The following is a 17,664-nucleotide window of genomic DNA, read 5'->3' on the forward strand; positions in this document are numbered from 1 at the left end:
CTCAGACCCCCAGTTCCTGGCGCTGGCGGCGCAGGTGGTCGGGCATTTCCTTGTACACGTCCTCGAACATCGAGGCGGCGCTAGGAATGTGGCCATTGCCCAGGGTGCCGTACTGCTCGGCTTCTTTCTGCGCCTTGATGATCTCGGCCTCGAGCTCGGCGGTGACGGCCTGGTGTTCTTCTTCGGACCAGTGGCCGATAGCGATCAGGTGCTGCTTGAGGCGAGCGATCGGATCGCCCAGCGGGAAGTGGCTCCAGTCATCGGCCGGGCGGTACTTGGATGGATCGTCCGAGGTGGAGTGTGGGCCTGCGCGGTAAGTGACCCATTCGATCAAGGTCGGGCCCATGCCGCGGCGGGCACGTTCGGCGGCCCAGCGCGAGGCGGCGTAGACCGCGATGAAGTCGTTGCCGTCGACCCGCAGGGAGGCGATGCCGCAGCCCACGCCACGGCCTGCGAAGGTGGTGGACTCACCGCCGGCGATGGCCTGGAAGGTCGAGATCGCCCACTGGTTGTTGACCACGTTGAGGATTACCGGGGCGCGGTAGACGTGGGCGAAGGTCAGGGCGGTATGGAAGTCGGACTCGGCCGTGGCGCCGTCGCCGATCCAGGCCGAGGCGATCTTGGTATCGCCCTTGATGGCCGAGGCCATGGCCCAGCCGACGGCCTGGACGAACTGAGTGGCCAGGTTGCCGCTGATAGTGAAGAAGCCTGCCTCGCGCACCGAATACATGATCGGCAGTTGGCGCCCCTTGAGCGGATCGCGCTCGTTGGACAGCAACTGGCAGATCATCTCGACCAGGGACACGTCCCGGGCCATCAGGATGCTCTGCTGGCGGTAGGTCGGGAAGCACATGTCGGTGTATTGCAAGGCCAGCGCCTGGGCGCTGCCGATGGCTTCCTCGCCCAGGCTCTGCATGTAGAAGGACATCTTCTTCTGGCGCTGGGCAACGACCATGCGGTTGTCGAAGATCCGCGTCTTGAGCATGGCGCGCATGCCCTGGCGCAGGACCTGCGGGTCGATGTCCTCGGCCCATGGACCGACGGCATTGCCTTGTTCGTCCAGCACACGGATGAGGCTGTAGGACAGATCCGCAGTGTCGGCGGGTTCTACATCGATCGGGGGTTTACGGACTAGGCCGGCGTCGTTCAGACGCAGGTAGGAGAAATCGGTCTGGCAGCCTGGCCGGCCGGTAGGCTCGGGCACATGCAGACGCAGGGGGGCGTACTCGTTCATGCTTTTTACGCTCGCTCGAATGTTGTTTTTGTGAGCTTTGAAGCGGTCGCCGCTGAGTACCGGCTTGTGACTGGTAGGTCAGCGCTAACTACATCATAGGGGGACCGCTGAAGAATTTTTCTCTCAAGTTGATTGCCTTTGCCTGACGGCGCAGATAAACATTCCGCATAAACACAAAAAACCGGTGAATTTGTCTCATGCGCAAACTCGATCGCACCGATATCGGCATTCTCAACAGCCTTCAGGAAAATGCCCGCATCACCAACGCAGAGCTGGCCCGCTCGGTGAACCTGTCGCCTACGCCCTGTTTCAACCGGGTCAAGGCAATGGAAGAGCTGGGCGTCATCCGTCAGCAGGTGACCTTGCTCGCACCCGAGGTGCTGGGGCTGGACGTCAACGTGTTCATCCACGTCAGCCTGGAGAAACAGGTGGAGCAGGCGTTGCACCGCTTCGAGGAGGAAATCGCCGAGCGGCCTGAGGTGATGGAGTGCTATTTGATGACCGGCGATCCGGACTACCTGCTGCGCGTACTGTTGCCCAGCATCCAGGCGCTGGAGCGCTTTCTCGACTACCTGACTCGCTTGCCCGGAGTGGCTAACATCCGTTCGAGTTTTGCCCTCAAGCAGGTGCGCTACAAGACCGCGCTGCCGTTGCCGGCCAATGGCATGACCTTGCGCGAATAGCGTCGTATCGGGCTGATGGGAGCCCGAGGTTGCGCCAATCCGGTGGCGAATACAGCGGCGCGACCGCGGTGTTAATAAATTTCCACACTGCCGCCCATCCTCGCTTGATATTTTCAACAGCGGACGCCTATGTTGTGCCTAACGCCATTTCCGGCCTGCAAAACAACAAGAAGGACAGCGTCATGACGACCGAAGCCCCGCGTTCCCTCAGCGAACGTCTGACCGGCATCGACGAGATCGAATGCGTCACCCCCGACCTCAATGGTGTACCCCGCGGCAAGGTGATGACTGCCGAGGGCTTTCTGGAAGGGCGCCGCTTGCAGATGGCTCGGGGTGTATTGCTGCAATGCATCATGGGCGGTTACCCGCCAGCCCGTTTCTATGGCAGCGATGATGGCGACCTGGCCCTGGTGGCCGAACCTGCCCAGATCCATCGCCTGCCCTGGAGCGACGAGCCGCGGGCGCTGGCCATCTGCGATGCAGTCGAGCTCGACGGTGTGGCGTCCGGACTTTCCACCCGGGGCCAGCTCAAGGCCGTGATCGCGCGCTATGCCGCGCTTGGCCTTGCGCCGGTGGTGGCCACGGAGCTGGAGTTCTTCGTCTTTGCACCGAATACCGATCCGCACCAGCCGTTCTTGCCGCCGGTGGGCAAGGATGGCCGTCGCGAGCTGGGGCACTCGGCGTTCAGCGTCAGTTCCAACAATGGCCTGCGGCCATTTTTCAGCGAGGTGTATCAGTGCATGGCCGCCCTAGGCTTGCCCCGTGACACCTTCATGCACGAGATGGGCGTCAGCCAGTTCGAGATCAATTTGCTTCACGGCGATCCGTTGCTGCTGGCCGACCAGACTTTCCTGTTCAAGCACCTGCTCAAGGAAGTCGCACTCAAGCATGGCCTGACCGTGGTGTGCATGGCCAAGCCCTTGGCCAGAACACCGGGCAGCTCGATGCATATCCACCAGAGCCTGGTGCGCATCGACAGTGGCCGCAACGTCTTCAGCGATGAGGGCGGGCAGCCGACCGATACCTTCCATCACTTCATCGGCGGTCTGCAGGCCTGCATGGCTGACTTCACCGCGTTGTTCGCGCCCAACGTCAACTCCTACCAACGCCTGTGCCACCCGTACGCCTCGCCCAACAATGCCTGTTGGTCCCATGACAACCGAGCCGCCGGCTTGCGCATCCCGGCCAGTTCGCCTGTGGCTCGACGGGTCGAGAACCGGCTACCTGGGGCCGACGCCAACCCGTACCTGGCCATCGCTGCGAGCTTGGCCGCTGGTCTGCACGGCATCGAGCAGCGCCTGGAACCTACGGCCGCGATCCAGGGCGAGTTCGAAGTGCCGGAGCACCTGAACCTGCCTTGCACCCTGCATGGCGCATTGGAACGCCTCAAGCGCAGCGCATTGGCGCGTCAGATGTTCGGGAACGAATTCATCGATGGGTATGTCGCAACCAAGACCTTGGAGCTGACGGATTTCCTCGACGAAATCACCCCTTGGGAGCGGCGGGTGCTAGCCGCACAGGCCTGATCGCGACACAACCGACACTGGACACGCCCCCTGGCTGGCTATTTAGCCGATGGGGGCCTGCGCTGCGGCGAATTTGCTTTTATGCTTGCCTGCAAGCTAACGCCACCTGACCAGGGAGCCCGACGGGACGTATGCGAAACATCTGGAAGCCGTTTCAGTCGCTGTATTTCGCTGCCTTGATGATGCTGATCGGCTCGGGCCTGCTCAGTACCTACCTGGCCTTGCGCCTGGCCGCCGACCATGTGGACAGCCTTTGGGTCGGTGCCCTGATGGCCGCCAACTATTTTGGCCTGGCCGTGGGCGGCAAGGTCGGCCACCGGCTGATCGGCCGGGTCGGGCACATCCGCGCCTACGCCACGTGCGCGGGCATCGTCTGCGCGGCGGTGCTCGGCCATGGCATGACCAATTGGCTCCCGGTGTGGGTAGGGCTGCGGATGATCGTGGGCCTGGGGATGATGTGCCAGTACATGGTCATCGAAAGCTGGCTCAACGAGCAGGCCGATGTGAAGCACCGCGGGGCGGTGTTCAGTGGATACATGATCGCCTCCTACCTGGGTTTGGTACTCGGCCAATTGATCCTGGTGGTGCATCCGGAGCTCGGCCCTGAACTGCTGATGCTGGTCGCCATGTGCTTTGCCCTGTGCCTGGTGCCGGTGGCGATGACCCGGCGCATCCACCCGGCACCGTTGCGCCCGGCGCCGATGGAGCCGAAGTTCTTCCTCAAACGGGTACCGCAGTCGTTGTCGACGGTGCTGGGTTCGGGCCTGATCGTAGGTTCTTTCTATGGTCTGGCGCCGCTGTATGCGGCCAAGCAGGGGCTTACCACCGAGCAGATCGGTCTGTTCATGGGGAGCTGCATCTTCGCGGGCTTGGTGGTGCAGTGGCCGCTGGGTTGGCTGTCGGACCGCTATGATCGTGCGGTGCTGATCCGTAGCGTCTCGATCGGTCTGGCGCTGGCTGCATTGCCGCTGGCGGTGCTGCCCAGCGTGCCGCTGGAGTTGCTGTTCGCCGTCGGTTTCGTGATTTCGCTGTTGCAATTTTGCCTCTATCCGCTGGCGGTCGCGTTTTCCAACGACCATGTCGAAAGCGAGCGCCGTGTCTCGCTGACGGCCATGTTGCTGGTGACCTACGGCGTGGGGGCCTGTATCGGTCCGCTGGCGGCGGGTGTGCTGATGAAGGTCCTGGGGCCGCAAATGCTCTATGCCTTCTTCCTGTTCTTCGCCTTGGTGCTGGTGTGGCGGATCCGGCCGAAGGCCGTCACCGGCCTGCATCAGGTGCAGGACGCGCCGCTGGGCCACGTGGCCATGCCAGCGGCGGGCTCACCCTTGTCGGCAGCGCTGGACCCTCGGGTCGATGAGCAGACCGTGCAGGACGTGATGCAAGCGCCGGTGGCGGCCGAAGACACCGAAGCCGAGGAGCAAAAGCCCCGGGAAGAGGCGGGTGCACCCCAGGCCGAGGTCGACAAGTCGGTGTGAGCCGGTCTTCAGGCAGGCTGCAAAGCAATGAAAAACGCCACCCGATGGGTGGCGTTTTTCATTGGACATTCGACACTCAATAGTCGTCTTTGTCGAAGCGTCGTGCCTCGCGCTGCAACTGGTAGACGAAACTCTCGATCTTGCGCTGCATCTGGCCATTGAGGTTGTGAAAGCGCACGCCAGCGAAGGTGGTGTTCAGGCGCTCTTCGAAGTGCAGGTGACGCAGTTCTACCATCGCCTGCGACATGCCCAGCGGATTGCTGGCGGCGAAGCGCTCATACACCTCACCCAGTTGCAGGCGCTCTTCGATGTTGCCTTCAAAGCGCAGCTTGCAGCCTGTGGCGGAGATGTCCAGCAACTTGCCACGCAGGGCGCCCTTGCCCTTGAGTCGTTCACCGTCGAGCACGATATCGACCAGCTGCGACAGCTTGAGCGCGGCGCGGAAGGCGTTGCGGCGCTGGTGGTAGGTCATTTCGGTCGGCAGGGGGGCACGGTAGCAGCGATGGCCATCGATCTCGGTGATGGTGGTCGCGGTGTTGCATTCCCAGGCGATGCGCACGCCATCATGGAAACCTTCGATGCGGAAGGGTTCGCCATTCTCGATGTACTTTTCACCGTCGCGAGGGATCATTTCGTCCAGCGCCAGGGTATTGGCGTCACGGTCCACATGCACGACGTAACTTTGGAACCGCTGGCTGCGCTCAGGGAAGGTGATGATCAGCGGATCGTGGCTATCCAGCAATTGACGCAGGTTGGCTGCGATTTCCAAGGGTGTGGTGAGCACCTTGGGCGGCTGGGGAGCATCGGATGCATTGAACACGGGTAATCAATCTCCAGGCAAAAACGACACACGCAAGTAACGGCATTTTGCCAGTATGTTCCGTGCCTTGATAGAAATAATCACACTTGGCTGATGGCGCGGGCCTTAGCCATGGGCGAGGTGGCGCCGCGGCTGTCATAGAGCGACGGGGAATCGCCACCCATGAGGATTCTGATCTGATTGGCCGTGGCGTGTTGCTGCAGCTGGATGATCCGGCCGTTGGTCTCGTTGACCTTTTGGCAGGCATCCATCAATTGGGTGAGTACGTCGAGTTGTTGCAGCATGACCTCGCCCAGGGAGGATTGCGCGGCCAGGGCCTGCACACCGGCCCGGTCGGCGGATAAGCCCAGGCCGACCAGCAGTTGGTTGCGCCGCATGCCTTGCTGCTCGAGCAGGACGATCAGGGACTGCTTGCGTGCCAGGATGTTCTCCAGCACCTGCATGTCCCGGCCATGCAGGGCGTCGGCTTCTTTCTGAAGCAGTTCGAGCAGTTCCTGCGTTGGCGCGATGTCGTCTTCGATCAGTTGCAGCAAAGTGGTGTCGTGCATGGCTGGCTCTTGGCTTTTGCGTCCTTGAAGTCAGCGCCCCGGAGGGTTAGCGCTGGGCTTCGAAATCAAGCAGTTTGCTGGCGACCCGGCCGGCATCGACCTGATAGCTGCCGTCGGCGATCGCCTGTTTCAACTGGGCCACGCGGGCGCTGTTGACTTCTGGCTGGTCGCGCAGCTTGTCGCTGATCTTCTGCAACTGCTGGGCCTCTTGGCTGAGGTGTACCGCTTCTCCGCTGGCAGTCTGTGGCGCTTCGCTGGTTTCGCCGGCTTTCGGGGCGCTACCGGTCGCGGTATTGCTGCGAACCCCGCCCGTGACGGCCGGAGAATTATTCAAACGACTGAAGTCGATGACCATGATCAGAAACCTCTGGGAATTTGGACGCTTGCCCTGTTTTCGGCCAACCCGAAAAAAACTTTAGGCACGAATGTATCGCCACCTGTCGGCAAGCGCGCATGACCCGTTTTCTGACACAGTTTAGGAAAACCCGTTCCCCGTCGCTAGTTTTTATCCTGTCCCGCCTCGCGGGCGCCGCAAATGCCTTACATGGCCACTTCTACCTGTCCAGGCCCAATCACCCGTGCCTTGACCACGCGCTTGGAGTTCAGGTTGCGCACGCGAATCTGCTCAGACAGCCCGCCTTTGCTCAAGGCCTCGCCAGGCATGCGCACGCTAAGGCTGCCACTGCGGGCCGTGATCACCACATGATCGCCCTTGCGTACCACCTCGGCCTGCTCCAGATGCTGGGGCGTCAGGACCTGGTCGAGCACCGTCGGGCGCAGCAGCTTCATGCCCACGGCCTGTTCCAGGCTTGTGAGAAAGCCTTGATTGAGCGTGCCCACGTCGCGCTCACGCAGGCTGACATCGGCTTCGCCAATCACGCTCTCGCGCCTGAGCGGGCGGGTCATCACCACCACCTCGCGAAACAGCTTCACCTGGGCCGGGACGAACACGGTCCAGGGGGCGCTGCCGTTGCAGCGTACCCGCACCGTGACCCTGCCCAGCGGCTGTGCTGGACTTTCAAGCGAAGCGTCCAGTTGCTGACTGCACAGCGGCATGCGTAGGCGCGGGTCGAGCGGGTTGACCTGGATCTCGTAGCGACCAGTGGTCTGGGTGGTGGCCAGATAATCCTCCACGGTGAATTCAAGAAACCCCTGGGTGACGCCGATAAGTTGTTCAGGCAAGGTAACCGCATCGGCCAGCGCGCGTGTGCCGGGTGCCAGCAGGCATAGCGCCATTATCAAGCCGGTCATCAGGCGCGTCAGGCGTCGGTAAAATGTCGTTTTCGTGTACATGGCGCTCAAAAAAGCAAAGCCCGTGCCGAGTCGGTAAATGGGCCAAAACTAGAGGAGTCTGGCATGGCTGGAGTCATGGATTCGGTCAACCAGCGCACGCAACTGGTGGGGCAGAATCGTCTGGAGCTGTTGCTGTTCCGCCTCAATGGCGAGCAGCTCTATGGCATTAACGTGTTCAAGGTCCGGGAGGTGTTGCAGTGCCCGGAGCTGACGTTGTTGCCCAAGTCCCACCCGGTGGTGCGTGGGGTGGCCAACATTCGCGGCGCGACCATCCCCATCCTCGACCTGTCGATGGCGACCGGCTTGCCGGGGCTGCAGGAAGAGACGCGCAACAGTTTCGTGATCATCACCGAGTACAACACCAAGACCCAAGGTTTCCTGGTGCATTCGGTCGAGCGCATCGTCAACATGAACTGGGAGGAGATCCATCCGCCACCCAAGGGGACCGGACGTGACCACTACCTAACCGCTGTCACTCGTGTGGACGGGCGGATGGTGGAGGTCATCGACGTAGAGAAAGTTCTTGCCGAAGTGTCGCCATCGTCCGAGGACGTGTCCGTGGGGGTGGTCGATGCCGAGGTGCAAGACAAGGCGATGATGCTGCGCGTGCTGACCGTCGATGATTCGTCGGTGGCGCGCAAGCAGGTCAGCCGTTGCCTGCAGTCGGTAGGGGTGGAGGTGGTAGCCCTCAACGATGGTCGCCAGGCCTTGGACTACCTGAACAAGTTGGTGGAAGAGGGCAAGCGTCCGGAAGAAGAATTCCTGATGATGATCTCCGACATCGAAATGCCGGAGATGGATGGCTACACCCTGACGGCGGAGATTCGCAGCGATCCGCGCATGCAAAAGCTGCACATCCTCCTGCATACTTCGCTGTCCGGGGTCTTCAACCAGGCCATGGTCAAGAAGGTCGGCGCCGACGACTTCCTGGCCAAGTTCAAGCCGGACGACCTCGCCCAGCGGGTGGTCGATCGGATCAAGGCGACGCATTGAAACGGCCGGGGGGGGGCAACCCCTGGCACCAGGGATTTGAAAGAGGCGGCAGCATTGTCTACGGGTAATTTGGATTTTGAACAGTTCCGGGTCTTCCTGGAGAAAGCCTGTGGCATCTTGCTGGGCGAGAATAAGCAATACCTGGTCTCCAGCCGTCTCAACAAGCTAATGGAGCAGCAGGGCATCAAGTCGCTCGGTGAGCTGGTGCAGCGAATTCAGAGCCAGCCGCGCAGCGGGTTGCGTGAGCAGGTGGTCGATGCGATGACGACCAATGAAACCCTGTGGTTCCGTGACACCTATCCGTTCGAGGTGCTCAAGAACAAGGTGATTCCGGAGTTCATCAAGAACAACCCGGGCCAGCGCCTGCGGATCTGGTCGGCGGCATGCTCCTCGGGGCAAGAGCCGTATTCGATCTCCATGGCCATCGATGAGTTCGAGCGCAGCAACCTGGGGCAACTGAAGATGGGGGCGCAGATCGTTGCCACCGACTTGTCCGGGTCGATGCTGACCAACTGCAAGACGGGTGAATACGACAGCCTGGCCATTGGTCGCGGCTTGTCCCAGGAGCGCCTGCAGCGCTACTTCGACACCAAGGGGCCGGGTCGTTGGGCGGTCAAAGCGCCGATCCGCAGCCGGGTCGAGTTCCGTTCCTTCAACCTGCTCGACAGCTATGCGGCGCTGGGCAAGTTCGACATCGTGTTCTGCCGCAACGTGCTGATCTACTTCTCGGCCCAGGTCAAGAAGGACATCCTCATGCGCATCCACAGCACGCTCAAGCCGGGCGGGTATCTGTTCCTGGGGGCGTCCGAGGCGCTCAACGGGTTGCCGGATCACTACCAGATGGTCCAGTGCAGCCCGGGGATCATCTACCAGGCAAAATAAACCCAGATAGGGGCCGCATCGCGGCCCCTTTTTTTGCCGGTGCCCATTGCCGCTTTGCTGACGCCAAGCGGTAATCCATTGCCGCTTTTCTGGCATTGCCGCCGGCAAGCAGGGCCTCAGTGCCCGGTTTTACTGGGGCTTTATCGCTTGGCACAAACCTTGCTCTAGCTTGCTCACGATTCTTCCGGTCAACCTTCGAAGGTTTCCCAGACATGAGCATCAGCTTCGACAAGGCGCTCGGCATCCATGAGCAGGCATTGAGCTTCCGCGCCCAGCGCGCCGAGGTTCTGGCCAACAACATCGCCAACGCCGACACGCCTAACTACAAGGCGCGTGACATGGATTTCTCGGCGGTGCTCGCCGCTGAAGCCGACAAGCAGCAGAAAGGGCGCATTGCCCTGGATCGCACCAATAACCGCCACATCGAGGCCGAAGGCCTGGCCATGGGGGACGATACCCTCAAGTACCGCACGCCGATGCAGCCGTCGATCGACCAGAACACCGTAGACGCCCAGATCGAGCAGTCCAACTACGCAGAGAACGCCATCGGCTTCCAGGCCAGCTTCACCCTGCTCAACAGCAAATTCAAAGGGCTGGTTTCGGCCCTGCGCGGAGAGTGATCATGTCCCTTGCCAGTGTCTTCAATATTGCCGGTAGCGGCATGAGCGCGCAGAACACCCGCCTCAATACCGTCGCTTCCAACATCGCCAACGCCGAGACTGTTTCCTCGAGCATCGACCAGACCTACCGCGCGCGTCATCCGGTGTTCGCCACTACCTTCCAGCAAGCCCAGAACGGCGCTGGCCAGTCGCTGTTCCAGGATCAGGGCGAAGCGGGGCAGGGTGTGCAGGTGATGGGCATCGTCGAGGATCAGAGCAACCTTGAGGCGCGCTACGAGCCCAATCACCCGGCGGCGAACAAGGACGGCTACGTCTACTACCCCAATGTCAATGTGGTGGAGGAGATGGCTGACATGATCTCCGCCAGCCGTGCGTTCCAGACCAACGCCGAGCTGATGAACACCGCCAAGACCATGATGCAGAAGGTGCTGACCCTCGGTCAGTGATAAGGAGTCAGGATCATGGCAGTCAACAGCACCGGCGGTGTGAACCTCAACGACGTCCTCGCGGCGTCGGGCGTCAGCACTGGCACCACCAAGAAGCCCGCACCCGAGAACACTGACAAGAACGCCCTGGGCAAGGATGCGTTCCTGCAGTTGCTGGTCACCCAGATGCAGCACCAGAACCCGCTCGATCCTCAGGATAACAGCGAGTTCGTCGCCCAGCTGGCGCAGTTCAGCAGTCTGGAAGGCATCACCACGCTCAACAGCACGGTCAATTCCATTGCCGGTGCCATGGGTTCGTCCCAGGCCCTGCAGGCTTCGTCGTTGGTGGGTCGTTCGGTGATCGTGCAGAACGATAAAGCGGTTGTCGACACCACCCAGAGTTTCAATGGCCAGTTCATCGTCCCGCAAGGTATCAGCGAGGCGAAGATCACCATCAAGGATAAAGACGGCAACACCATCAAGACCATCGAGTTGGGCCAGCAGAAAGCCGGTTACGCCGACTTCATCTGGGATGGCACCAATGACAAGGGTGAAAAGGTCGACCCGGGCACCTATAGCTTCTCGGCCACCACCATGGTCGATGGCAAGTCGACGCAGATGTACACCCTGCTGCCAGCCAAGGTCACCAGCGTCAGCATCAACCCCAATGGCGAGATGATGCTCAACCTTGCAGGGCTCGGGAAAGTTTCTCTGTCCAGCGTGCAAACCATTGGTATCTAAGGCCGGCTAGAGCGGCACAAGGAGCGAATTCATGTCTTTCAACATCGGTCTTAGTGGTCTGTACGCTGCCAACAAGCAGCTGGATGTCACCGGTAACAACATCGCCAACGTCAATACCGTTGGTTTCAAGTCGTCGCGCGCCGAGTTCGCGGACGTCTACGCAGGTGCCAACCGCCTGGGTGTCGGCAAGAACCAAGTGGGCAACGGTGTGCGTCTGGCGGCCGTCTCCCAGCAATTCAGCCAGGGTGACATCAACAACACCGGCAACGTACTGGACATGGGTATCCAGGGGCAGGGCTTCTTCGTGCTGTCGGACAACGGCTCGATGGTCTATACCCGTGCCGGTGCCTTCCAGACCAACAAAGACAACTATGTGGTCACCTCGGACGGCCTGCGCCTGCAAGGCTATGCCGCCGACTCGACCGGCAAGATCCAGAAGGGCGTGCTGACCGATCTGAAGATCGACACCTCCGCTCTGGCGCCCAAGGCCACGTCCCTGATCGACCAGGGCATCAACCTGAATTCCTCGGCCACCGACATTCCGCTGATGGTCGACGACGGTACCGGTACCATGGTGCCGAACAAGCCGTTCGATCCCTCTGACGAAACCACCTACACCAAGTCGTTCCCGACCAAGGTGTACGACAGTCAGGGCAACGAGCACACCATGGAGCAGTTCTATCGCAAGACCGGTACCAACCAGTGGACCATGTACACCCTGGTCGATGGACGCAATCCGTTCGACCCGGCCAGCACCACGCCGCTGAGCGGCACCATCAGCTTCAACAGCGACGGTTCGGTCAATGCGATGACGGCCAACAACACCGGCCTGCCGCCTGGTTCGTCGTTCACCGTGAACAACAACACCTTCACCATGACTGGCTGGATTCCGGCGTCCAAGGATGCTTCGGGTAACTGGGCTGCCAATGGCGCGGCGGGCAATGCCGGTGGCATGCGTCTGTCGATGAACAGCACCACCTCGTACAACACCGAGACCGCGCGTATGTCGCAGTCCCAGGATGGTTACGCCACCGGTATTCTGTCGAGCCTGAGCATCGATTCCACCGGTGTGATGTTCGCCAGCTTCAGCAACCAGCAGTCCCGTGCGATCGGTCAGGTGGCCGTTGCCAGCTTCGCCAACGAGCAGGGCCTGCAGCAGATCGGTGGCACCCGCTGGACCGAAACCTTCTCCTCCGGCATTCCAGGCATCGACGCACCCAAGACCGGTACCTTGGGTAGCGTGGAGTCCAACTCGCTGGAAGCCTCCAACGTCAACCTGACCCAGGAGTTGGTCGAGCTGATCAAGGCGCAGAGCAACTACCAGGCCAACGCCAAGACCATCTCCACCGAAAGCACCATCATGCAGACCATCATCCAGATGACCTGATGGTCGCTGGTCGGTCGAGTGCGCACGAACCCCTTTCCCGATAAAGGGGTTCGTCGTTTTCGAGGTAAGGCTCATGAAGAAATGGATCGTGACGCTCGCCGCAGCGCTGTGCCTGCTCCAGGTCCAGGCGGCTGCGGCGCCGTGGTGGCGCTGGGAGAGTCAGGCCGACGGCCGCCTGGTGTGCTCGCAGTGGTCGCCGGGGGAGGGGTGGAAGCGCTTTGCCGGACCCTACAACAACGCTGGTTGCCGCGAGCTGTAGCTGATTGCCGTCAGCGGCAAGATGGCGCCGGATATCCGGCGTTGCCCATTACAAATGGCTTCCCTCAAAGCCCGTATTCACGGGCTTTTTCATGCTTTTCAAAAGTTGGTTCGGAACTTGCTTTAGTGCCTGCACAGCAACGTCGGCGGCAATCGCTCGTCAGTGCAGTGGAGAATGCAAAATGCTTTACGTGGCCATGATCGGTGCCAGCCAGAACGCGCTGGCCCAGCGGGCCCACGCCAACAACCTGGCGAACGTTTCCACCAACGGTTTTCAGCGTGACCTGGAGCAGGCGCGTTCGATGCCGGTGTTCGGTGACAGCTTTCCGGCGCGTGCCTTCGCCATGAGCGAACGCCCGGCCACGGATTTCACTGCTGGCGCGATGGTCGAGACCGGTCGCGAACTGGACGTGGCAGTCACCGGTGATGGCTTTATCGCTGTGCAGGCGCCGGACGGCAGCGAGGCCTATGTGCGCACCGGCAGCCTCAACATCGATGCCCTGGGCGTGCTGCGTGCCGGTAATGGCATGCCCGTGATGGGTAACGGTGGCCCGATCGCAATTCCGCCGGAGCAGAAGGTGGAGATTGGCGAAGACGGCACCATCAGCATTCGCGCCATGGGCGAGGACCCGCGGGTCATGGCCGAGGTCGACCGCATCAAGCTGGTCAATCCGGATACCAAGACCCTGACCAAGGGGCTGGACGGCATGATCCACACCAAGAGCGGCCAGCCCGCCGACGCCGACGTCAACGTGCGGGTGGTGTCGGGCTTTTTGGAATCGAGCAACGTCAATGCCGTCGAGGAAATGACCTCGGTACTGGCGCTGTCCCGTCAGTTCGAACTGCACGTCAAGATGATGAACGCGGCCAAGGAAGGCGATGAAGCCATGGCGCGTGTTTTGCAAATCGGCTAATCACTTTTGAACGGGTGCCGTAAAACAGGCGCACGAGGAGAACACTAAATGCTTCCGGCTCTTTGGGTCGCTAAGACCGGCCTGTCCGCCCAGGACACCAACCTGACCGTCATCTCCAACAACCTGGCGAACGTTTCGACCACCGGTTTCAAACGTGATCGCGCCGAGTTCCAGGACCTTCTGTACCAGATCAAGCGTCAGCCGGGTGCCCAGTCGACCCAGGACAGCGAACTGCCTTCGGGCCTGCAGGTCGGTACCGGTGTGCGTATCGTCGGCACCCAGAAGAACTTCCAGACCGGCAGCCTGCAGACCACCGAGAACCCGCTGGACATGGCCGTCAACGGTCGCGGTTTCTTCCAGGTCCTGCAGCCTGACGGCACTGTTTCGTACACCCGTGACGGCACCTTCCACCTGAACTCCGACGGCCAGATCGTCACCGCCAACGGTTTCGCCCTGGAGCCTGCGATCGTCGTGCCGCCGGATGCTCAGACCTTCACCGTCGGCCAGGACGGCACCGTGTCGATCACCACCGCCGGTAACCCGGCCGCGCAGATCATCGGCAACATTCAGACCGCCGACTTCATCAACCCGGCAGGCCTGCAGGCCATCGGCAACAACCTGTTCCTCGAGACCGCCGCGAGCGGTGCGCCACAGGTCGGCACCCCGGGCCTGAACGGCTTCGGCACCACCCTGCAGCAGACCTTGGAGAACTCCAACGTCAGCACCGTGGAAGAGCTGGTGAACATGATCACCACCCAGCGCGCCTACGAGATGAACTCCAAGGTCATCTCCACCGCCGACCAGATGCTGTCGTTCGTCACCCAGCAGCTGTAAGACCCAAGCCCGTTACACGTGAGGTAAGCGTCATGAATCGTCTGTTGTCCGTCTTCGCCCTGGGGGGCGCGGTGTTGTTGGCCGGTTGCGTCGCCCCGACGCCCAAGCCGAACGACCCGTACTATGCGCCGGTTCTGCCGCGTACCCCGTTGCCGGCGTCGGCGGCCAACGGTTCGATCTACCAGGCCGGTTTCGAGCAGAACCTGTACACCGACCGCAAGGCGTTCCGGGTGGGTGACATCATCACCATCACCCTCAACGAGCGCACCTCGGCGAGCAAGAACGCAGGCTCCCAGATCCAGAAGAACAGCAACGCCAACATCGGCCTGACCTCGCTGTTCGGCACCACGCCGAACACCGATAACCCGTTCGGTGGCGGCGACCTGTCCCTGGAGGCTGGTTATAAAGGCGAGCGGGCGACCAAGGGTGACAGCAAGGCCACCCAGGGCAACACCCTGACCGGTTCGATCACCGTCACCGTGGCCGAAGTGCTGCCCAATGGCATCGTCGCCGTGCGTGGCGAGAAGTGGCTGACCCTGAACACTGGCGAGGAACTGGTGCGCATCGCCGGCCTGATCCGCGCCGATGATATCGCCACCGACAACACCGTGCCTTCCACGCGTGTGGCCGACGCGCGCATCACCTACTCGGGTACAGGCTCGTTCGCCGATGCCAGTCAGCCCGGTTGGCTGGACCGCTTCTTCATGAGCCCGCTTTGGCCCTTCTGAGTCCAATGACCATGTTCAACGTAAGGCAGCTGATTGCCGCGACCCTGCTCTTGTCCTGTGCGTTCGGTGCCCACGCCGAGCGCCTGAAGGACATCGCCAGCATTTCTGGCGTGCGTACCAACCAGTTGATCGGCTATGGCCTGGTGGTGGGGCTCAACGGTACGGGTGACCAGACCACCCAGACCCCGTTCACCCTGCAGACCTTCAACAACATGCTGTCGCAGTTCGGCATCAAGGTTCCGCCAGGGTCGGGCAACGTGCAGCTCAAGAACGTCGCAGCCGTGTCGGTGCACGCCGACCTGCCAGCGTTCGCCAAGCCTGGCCAGGTGGTGGACATCACCGTCTCCTCGATCGGTAACTCCAAGAGCCTGCGCGGCGGCAGCCTGTTGATGACGCCACTCAAGGGTATCGACGGCAATGTCTACGCCGTTGCCCAGGGCAACCTGGTGGTCGGGGGCTTCGATGCCGAAGGCCGCGACGGCTCCAAGATCACCGTCAACGTTCCGTCGGCTGGCCGAATTCCTGGCGGTGCCACCGTCGAGCGCGCCGTGCCGAGCGGTTTCAACCAAGGCAACAGCCTGACGCTGAACCTCAATCGTCCGGACTTCACCACTGCCAAGCACATTGTCGACAAGATAAACGACATGCTCGGCCCAGGCGTGGCCCAGGCCATCGATGGCGGCTCGGTGCGCGTCACCGCACCCATGGACCCGAGCCAACGCGTGGACTACCTGTCGATCCTGGAGAACCTGGAGATCGACCCGGGCCAGGCCGTGGCCAAGGTCATCATCAACTCGCGTACCGGCACCATCGTCATCGGCCAGAACGTCAAGGTCTCGCCGGCGGCGGTCACCCACGGCAGCCTGACCGTGACCATCACCGAAGACCCGATCGTCAGCCAGCCTGGACCGTTCTCCAATGGCCAGACCGCTGTAGTGCCGCGCTCGAAGGTCAATGCCCAGCAGGAAGCCAAGCCAATGTTCAAGTTCGGCCCGGGCACCACCCTGGACGAGATCGTGCGTGCGGTGAACCAGGTGGGCGCGGCGCCCAGCGACCTGATGGCGATCCTCGAAGCCCTGAAGCAGGCCGGCGCCTTGCAAGCCGACCTAATCGTGATCTGAGGACGCCAGCCCATGAATTCCAAGAGCCTGGTTTCCGGACACGCCGACAGCGGTGCCTACACCGACCTCAACCGCCTGAGCTCGCTCAAGCACGGTGACCGCGACAGCGATGCCAACGTGCGCAAGGTGGCCCAGGAGTTCGAGTCGTTGTTCATCAGCGAGATGCTCAAGGCCTCGCGCAAAGCCAGTGACGTGCTGGCCGACGACAACCCGATGAACAGCGAGACGGTCAAGCAGTACCGCGACATGTACGACCAGCAGTTGGCCGTGAGCATGTCCCGCGAGGGTGGCGGTATCGGTCTGCAGGATGTGCTGGTGCGTCAGCTGTCCAAGAACAAGCCTGCGCCGGTCAACACCAGCCCGTTCCCACGTATCGAAGGGCATGCCCCGGCGCTGTGGGGCAGCAAGGTGGCCGAGCCCATGCATTTCAGTGAGACGGCCGGCACCCGCAATGATGTGGCCGCGCTCAACTCGCGGCGCCTGGCGCTGCCAGGCAAGCTGACCGACCGTTTGCTGGCCGGCATCGTGCCGTCGGCGACCACTACCAATACCGCTGCTGTGCCGGCCCGTGAAGGTCAGCAGGTGGCCAGTGCTGCCCGTGCCTTCGCCGCGCCGGATGGCACGCGCATTCTTGGCCGCGCTGTGGCCCAGCCACCACTTGCGCCGAAGAAGGCCTTCACCGACAGCGACCAATTCGTCGCCACCATGCTGCCGATGGCCGAACAGGCCGCCAAGCGCATCGGTATCGACCCCCGTTACCTGGTGGCTCAGGCCGCCCTGGAGACCGGATGGGGCAAGTCGGTCATGCGCAATGCCGACGGCAGCAGCAGCCACAACCTGTTCGGCATCAAGGCCACCGGTAACTGGCAAGGTGGGCAGGCGAGGGCGATCACCAGTGAGTTTCGTGGCGGGCAGTTCGTCAAGGAGACTGCGGCGTTCCGTTCCTACGATTCCTACCAGGACAGCTTCCATGACCTGGTCAGCCTGTTGCAGAACAACGCGCGCTATCAAGATGCGGTGAAGTCGGCCGATAACCCGGAACAGTTCGTGCGAGAGCTGCAGAAGGCCGGGTACGCCACCGACCCGAACTACGCCAGCAAGATCTCGCAGATCGCAAGACAGATGAAGTCGTACGAGAGCTACGCGATGCTCGGTACCACAACGAAACTTTAAGGGTTTGGA

At 61.7% G+C, this 17,664-nt stretch carries 20 protein-coding genes; 15 read left to right on the forward strand and 5 right to left on the reverse strand.

Annotated elements, in window-relative coordinates:
• Window position 1 precedes the first annotated feature (1 nt).
• Window positions 2-1,234 carry a 3-methyl-2-oxobutanoate dehydrogenase (2-methylpropanoyl-transferring) subunit alpha gene (locus R6G97_RS13475; protein ID WP_043210948.1) on the reverse strand — a complete coding sequence of 411 codons (1,233 nt, stop codon included), beginning with the start codon at window positions 1,232-1,234 and terminating at the stop codon, window positions 2-4.
• A gap of 197 nt (window positions 1,235-1,431) precedes the next feature.
• Between R6G97_RS13475 and bkdR the strand changes: the two genes are divergently transcribed.
• From bkdR to R6G97_RS13490, 3 genes are all read left to right on the forward strand, one after another.
• Window positions 1,432-1,917 carry a Bkd operon transcriptional regulator BkdR gene (gene bkdR / locus R6G97_RS13480; RefSeq protein WP_043210945.1) on the forward strand — a complete coding sequence of 162 codons (486 nt, stop codon included), beginning with the start codon at window positions 1,432-1,434 and terminating at the stop codon, window positions 1,915-1,917.
• A 284-nt stretch (window positions 1,918-2,201) separates the two neighbouring features.
• The gene (locus R6G97_RS13485) at window positions 2,202-3,443 is read left to right on the forward strand and encodes a glutamine synthetase family protein (protein ID WP_253131577.1); all 1,242 of its coding nucleotides are present in this window, start codon (window positions 2,202-2,204) and stop codon (window positions 3,441-3,443) included.
• Window positions 3,444-3,574: 131 nt separating this feature from the next.
• Window positions 3,575-4,918, forward strand: a complete 1,344-nt coding sequence (locus R6G97_RS13490; protein ID WP_043210941.1) for an MFS transporter — start codon at window positions 3,575-3,577, stop codon at window positions 4,916-4,918.
• Window positions 4,919-4,994: 76 nt separating this feature from the next.
• On the opposite strand, the gene R6G97_RS13495 is transcribed toward R6G97_RS13490, so the two are convergent.
• The 4 genes from R6G97_RS13495 to flgA form a co-directional block, all read right to left on the reverse strand.
• Entirely contained in the window at window positions 4,995-5,738 is a 744-nt protein-coding gene (locus R6G97_RS13495; protein ID WP_102081339.1) for a flagellar brake protein, read from the reverse strand.
• Between the two features lie 80 nt (window positions 5,739-5,818).
• A complete protein-coding gene (locus tag R6G97_RS13500; RefSeq protein WP_317847088.1) occupies window positions 5,819-6,286 on the reverse strand; it encodes a flagella synthesis protein FlgN in 468 nt (155 codons plus the stop codon).
• Between the two features lie 46 nt (window positions 6,287-6,332).
• The gene (flgM, locus tag R6G97_RS13505) at window positions 6,333-6,641 is read right to left on the reverse strand and encodes a flagellar biosynthesis anti-sigma factor FlgM (RefSeq protein WP_043210935.1); all 309 of its coding nucleotides are present in this window, start codon (window positions 6,639-6,641) and stop codon (window positions 6,333-6,335) included.
• 185 nt (window positions 6,642-6,826) lie between these two features.
• Entirely contained in the window at window positions 6,827-7,579 is a 753-nt protein-coding gene (gene flgA / locus R6G97_RS13510; protein WP_102081338.1) for a flagellar basal body P-ring formation chaperone FlgA, read from the reverse strand.
• Between the two features lie 63 nt (window positions 7,580-7,642).
• Between flgA and R6G97_RS13515 the strand changes: the two genes are divergently transcribed.
• The 12 genes from R6G97_RS13515 (at window position 7,643) to flgJ (ending at window position 17,655) form a co-directional block, all read left to right on the forward strand.
• Window positions 7,643-8,572, forward strand: coding sequence for a chemotaxis protein CheV (locus tag R6G97_RS13515; protein ID WP_043210931.1), 930 nt, complete (start codon window positions 7,643-7,645; stop codon window positions 8,570-8,572).
• A 54-nt stretch (window positions 8,573-8,626) separates the two neighbouring features.
• Window positions 8,627-9,454 carry a protein-glutamate O-methyltransferase CheR gene (cheR, locus tag R6G97_RS13520; protein ID WP_043210928.1) on the forward strand — a complete coding sequence of 276 codons (828 nt, stop codon included), beginning with the start codon at window positions 8,627-8,629 and terminating at the stop codon, window positions 9,452-9,454.
• A 212-nt stretch (window positions 9,455-9,666) separates the two neighbouring features.
• Window positions 9,667-10,074, forward strand: coding sequence for a flagellar basal body rod protein FlgB (gene flgB / locus R6G97_RS13525; protein ID WP_043210926.1), 408 nt, complete (start codon window positions 9,667-9,669; stop codon window positions 10,072-10,074).
• A gap of 2 nt (window positions 10,075-10,076) precedes the next feature.
• On the forward strand, window positions 10,077-10,520 hold the full coding sequence (gene flgC, locus R6G97_RS13530; protein WP_043210925.1) for a flagellar basal body rod protein FlgC: 444 nt from the start codon (window positions 10,077-10,079) through the stop codon (window positions 10,518-10,520).
• 15 nt (window positions 10,521-10,535) lie between these two features.
• Window positions 10,536-11,240, forward strand: a complete 705-nt coding sequence (gene flgD / locus R6G97_RS13535) for a flagellar hook assembly protein FlgD (RefSeq protein ID WP_043210921.1) — start codon at window positions 10,536-10,538, stop codon at window positions 11,238-11,240.
• A 31-nt stretch (window positions 11,241-11,271) separates the two neighbouring features.
• Window positions 11,272-12,627 carry a flagellar hook protein FlgE gene (flgE, locus tag R6G97_RS13540; RefSeq protein WP_043210920.1) on the forward strand — a complete coding sequence of 452 codons (1,356 nt, stop codon included), beginning with the start codon at window positions 11,272-11,274 and terminating at the stop codon, window positions 12,625-12,627.
• 73 nt (window positions 12,628-12,700) lie between these two features.
• Complete coding sequence (locus tag R6G97_RS13545; protein WP_043210917.1) at window positions 12,701-12,886, forward strand: hypothetical protein; 186 nt, start codon at window positions 12,701-12,703, stop codon at window positions 12,884-12,886.
• A 181-nt stretch (window positions 12,887-13,067) separates the two neighbouring features.
• Window positions 13,068-13,799: a flagellar basal-body rod protein FlgF gene (gene flgF / locus R6G97_RS13550; protein WP_317847089.1), complete on the forward strand. Its 732-nt coding sequence runs from the start codon at window positions 13,068-13,070 to the stop codon at window positions 13,797-13,799.
• A gap of 48 nt (window positions 13,800-13,847) precedes the next feature.
• Complete coding sequence (gene flgG / locus R6G97_RS13555; RefSeq protein WP_043210912.1) at window positions 13,848-14,633, forward strand: flagellar basal-body rod protein FlgG; 786 nt, start codon at window positions 13,848-13,850, stop codon at window positions 14,631-14,633.
• 32 nt (window positions 14,634-14,665) lie between these two features.
• Window positions 14,666-15,361, forward strand: a complete 696-nt coding sequence (gene flgH, locus R6G97_RS13560) for a flagellar basal body L-ring protein FlgH (protein ID WP_070092462.1) — start codon at window positions 14,666-14,668, stop codon at window positions 15,359-15,361.
• A gap of 11 nt (window positions 15,362-15,372) precedes the next feature.
• Entirely contained in the window at window positions 15,373-16,482 is a 1,110-nt protein-coding gene (locus tag R6G97_RS13565; protein WP_070571560.1) for a flagellar basal body P-ring protein FlgI, read from the forward strand.
• A 12-nt stretch (window positions 16,483-16,494) separates the two neighbouring features.
• Window positions 16,495-17,655 (forward strand): flagellar assembly peptidoglycan hydrolase FlgJ, encoded by a 1,161-nt coding sequence (flgJ, locus tag R6G97_RS13570; protein ID WP_317847090.1) that lies wholly within the window; start codon window positions 16,495-16,497, stop codon window positions 17,653-17,655.
• Window positions 17,656-17,664: the final 9 nt, after the last annotated feature.

This window comes from Pseudomonas sp. HTZ2 (assembly GCF_033173945.1).
Classification (GTDB): domain Bacteria; phylum Pseudomonadota; class Gammaproteobacteria; order Pseudomonadales; family Pseudomonadaceae; genus Aquipseudomonas; species Aquipseudomonas guariconensis.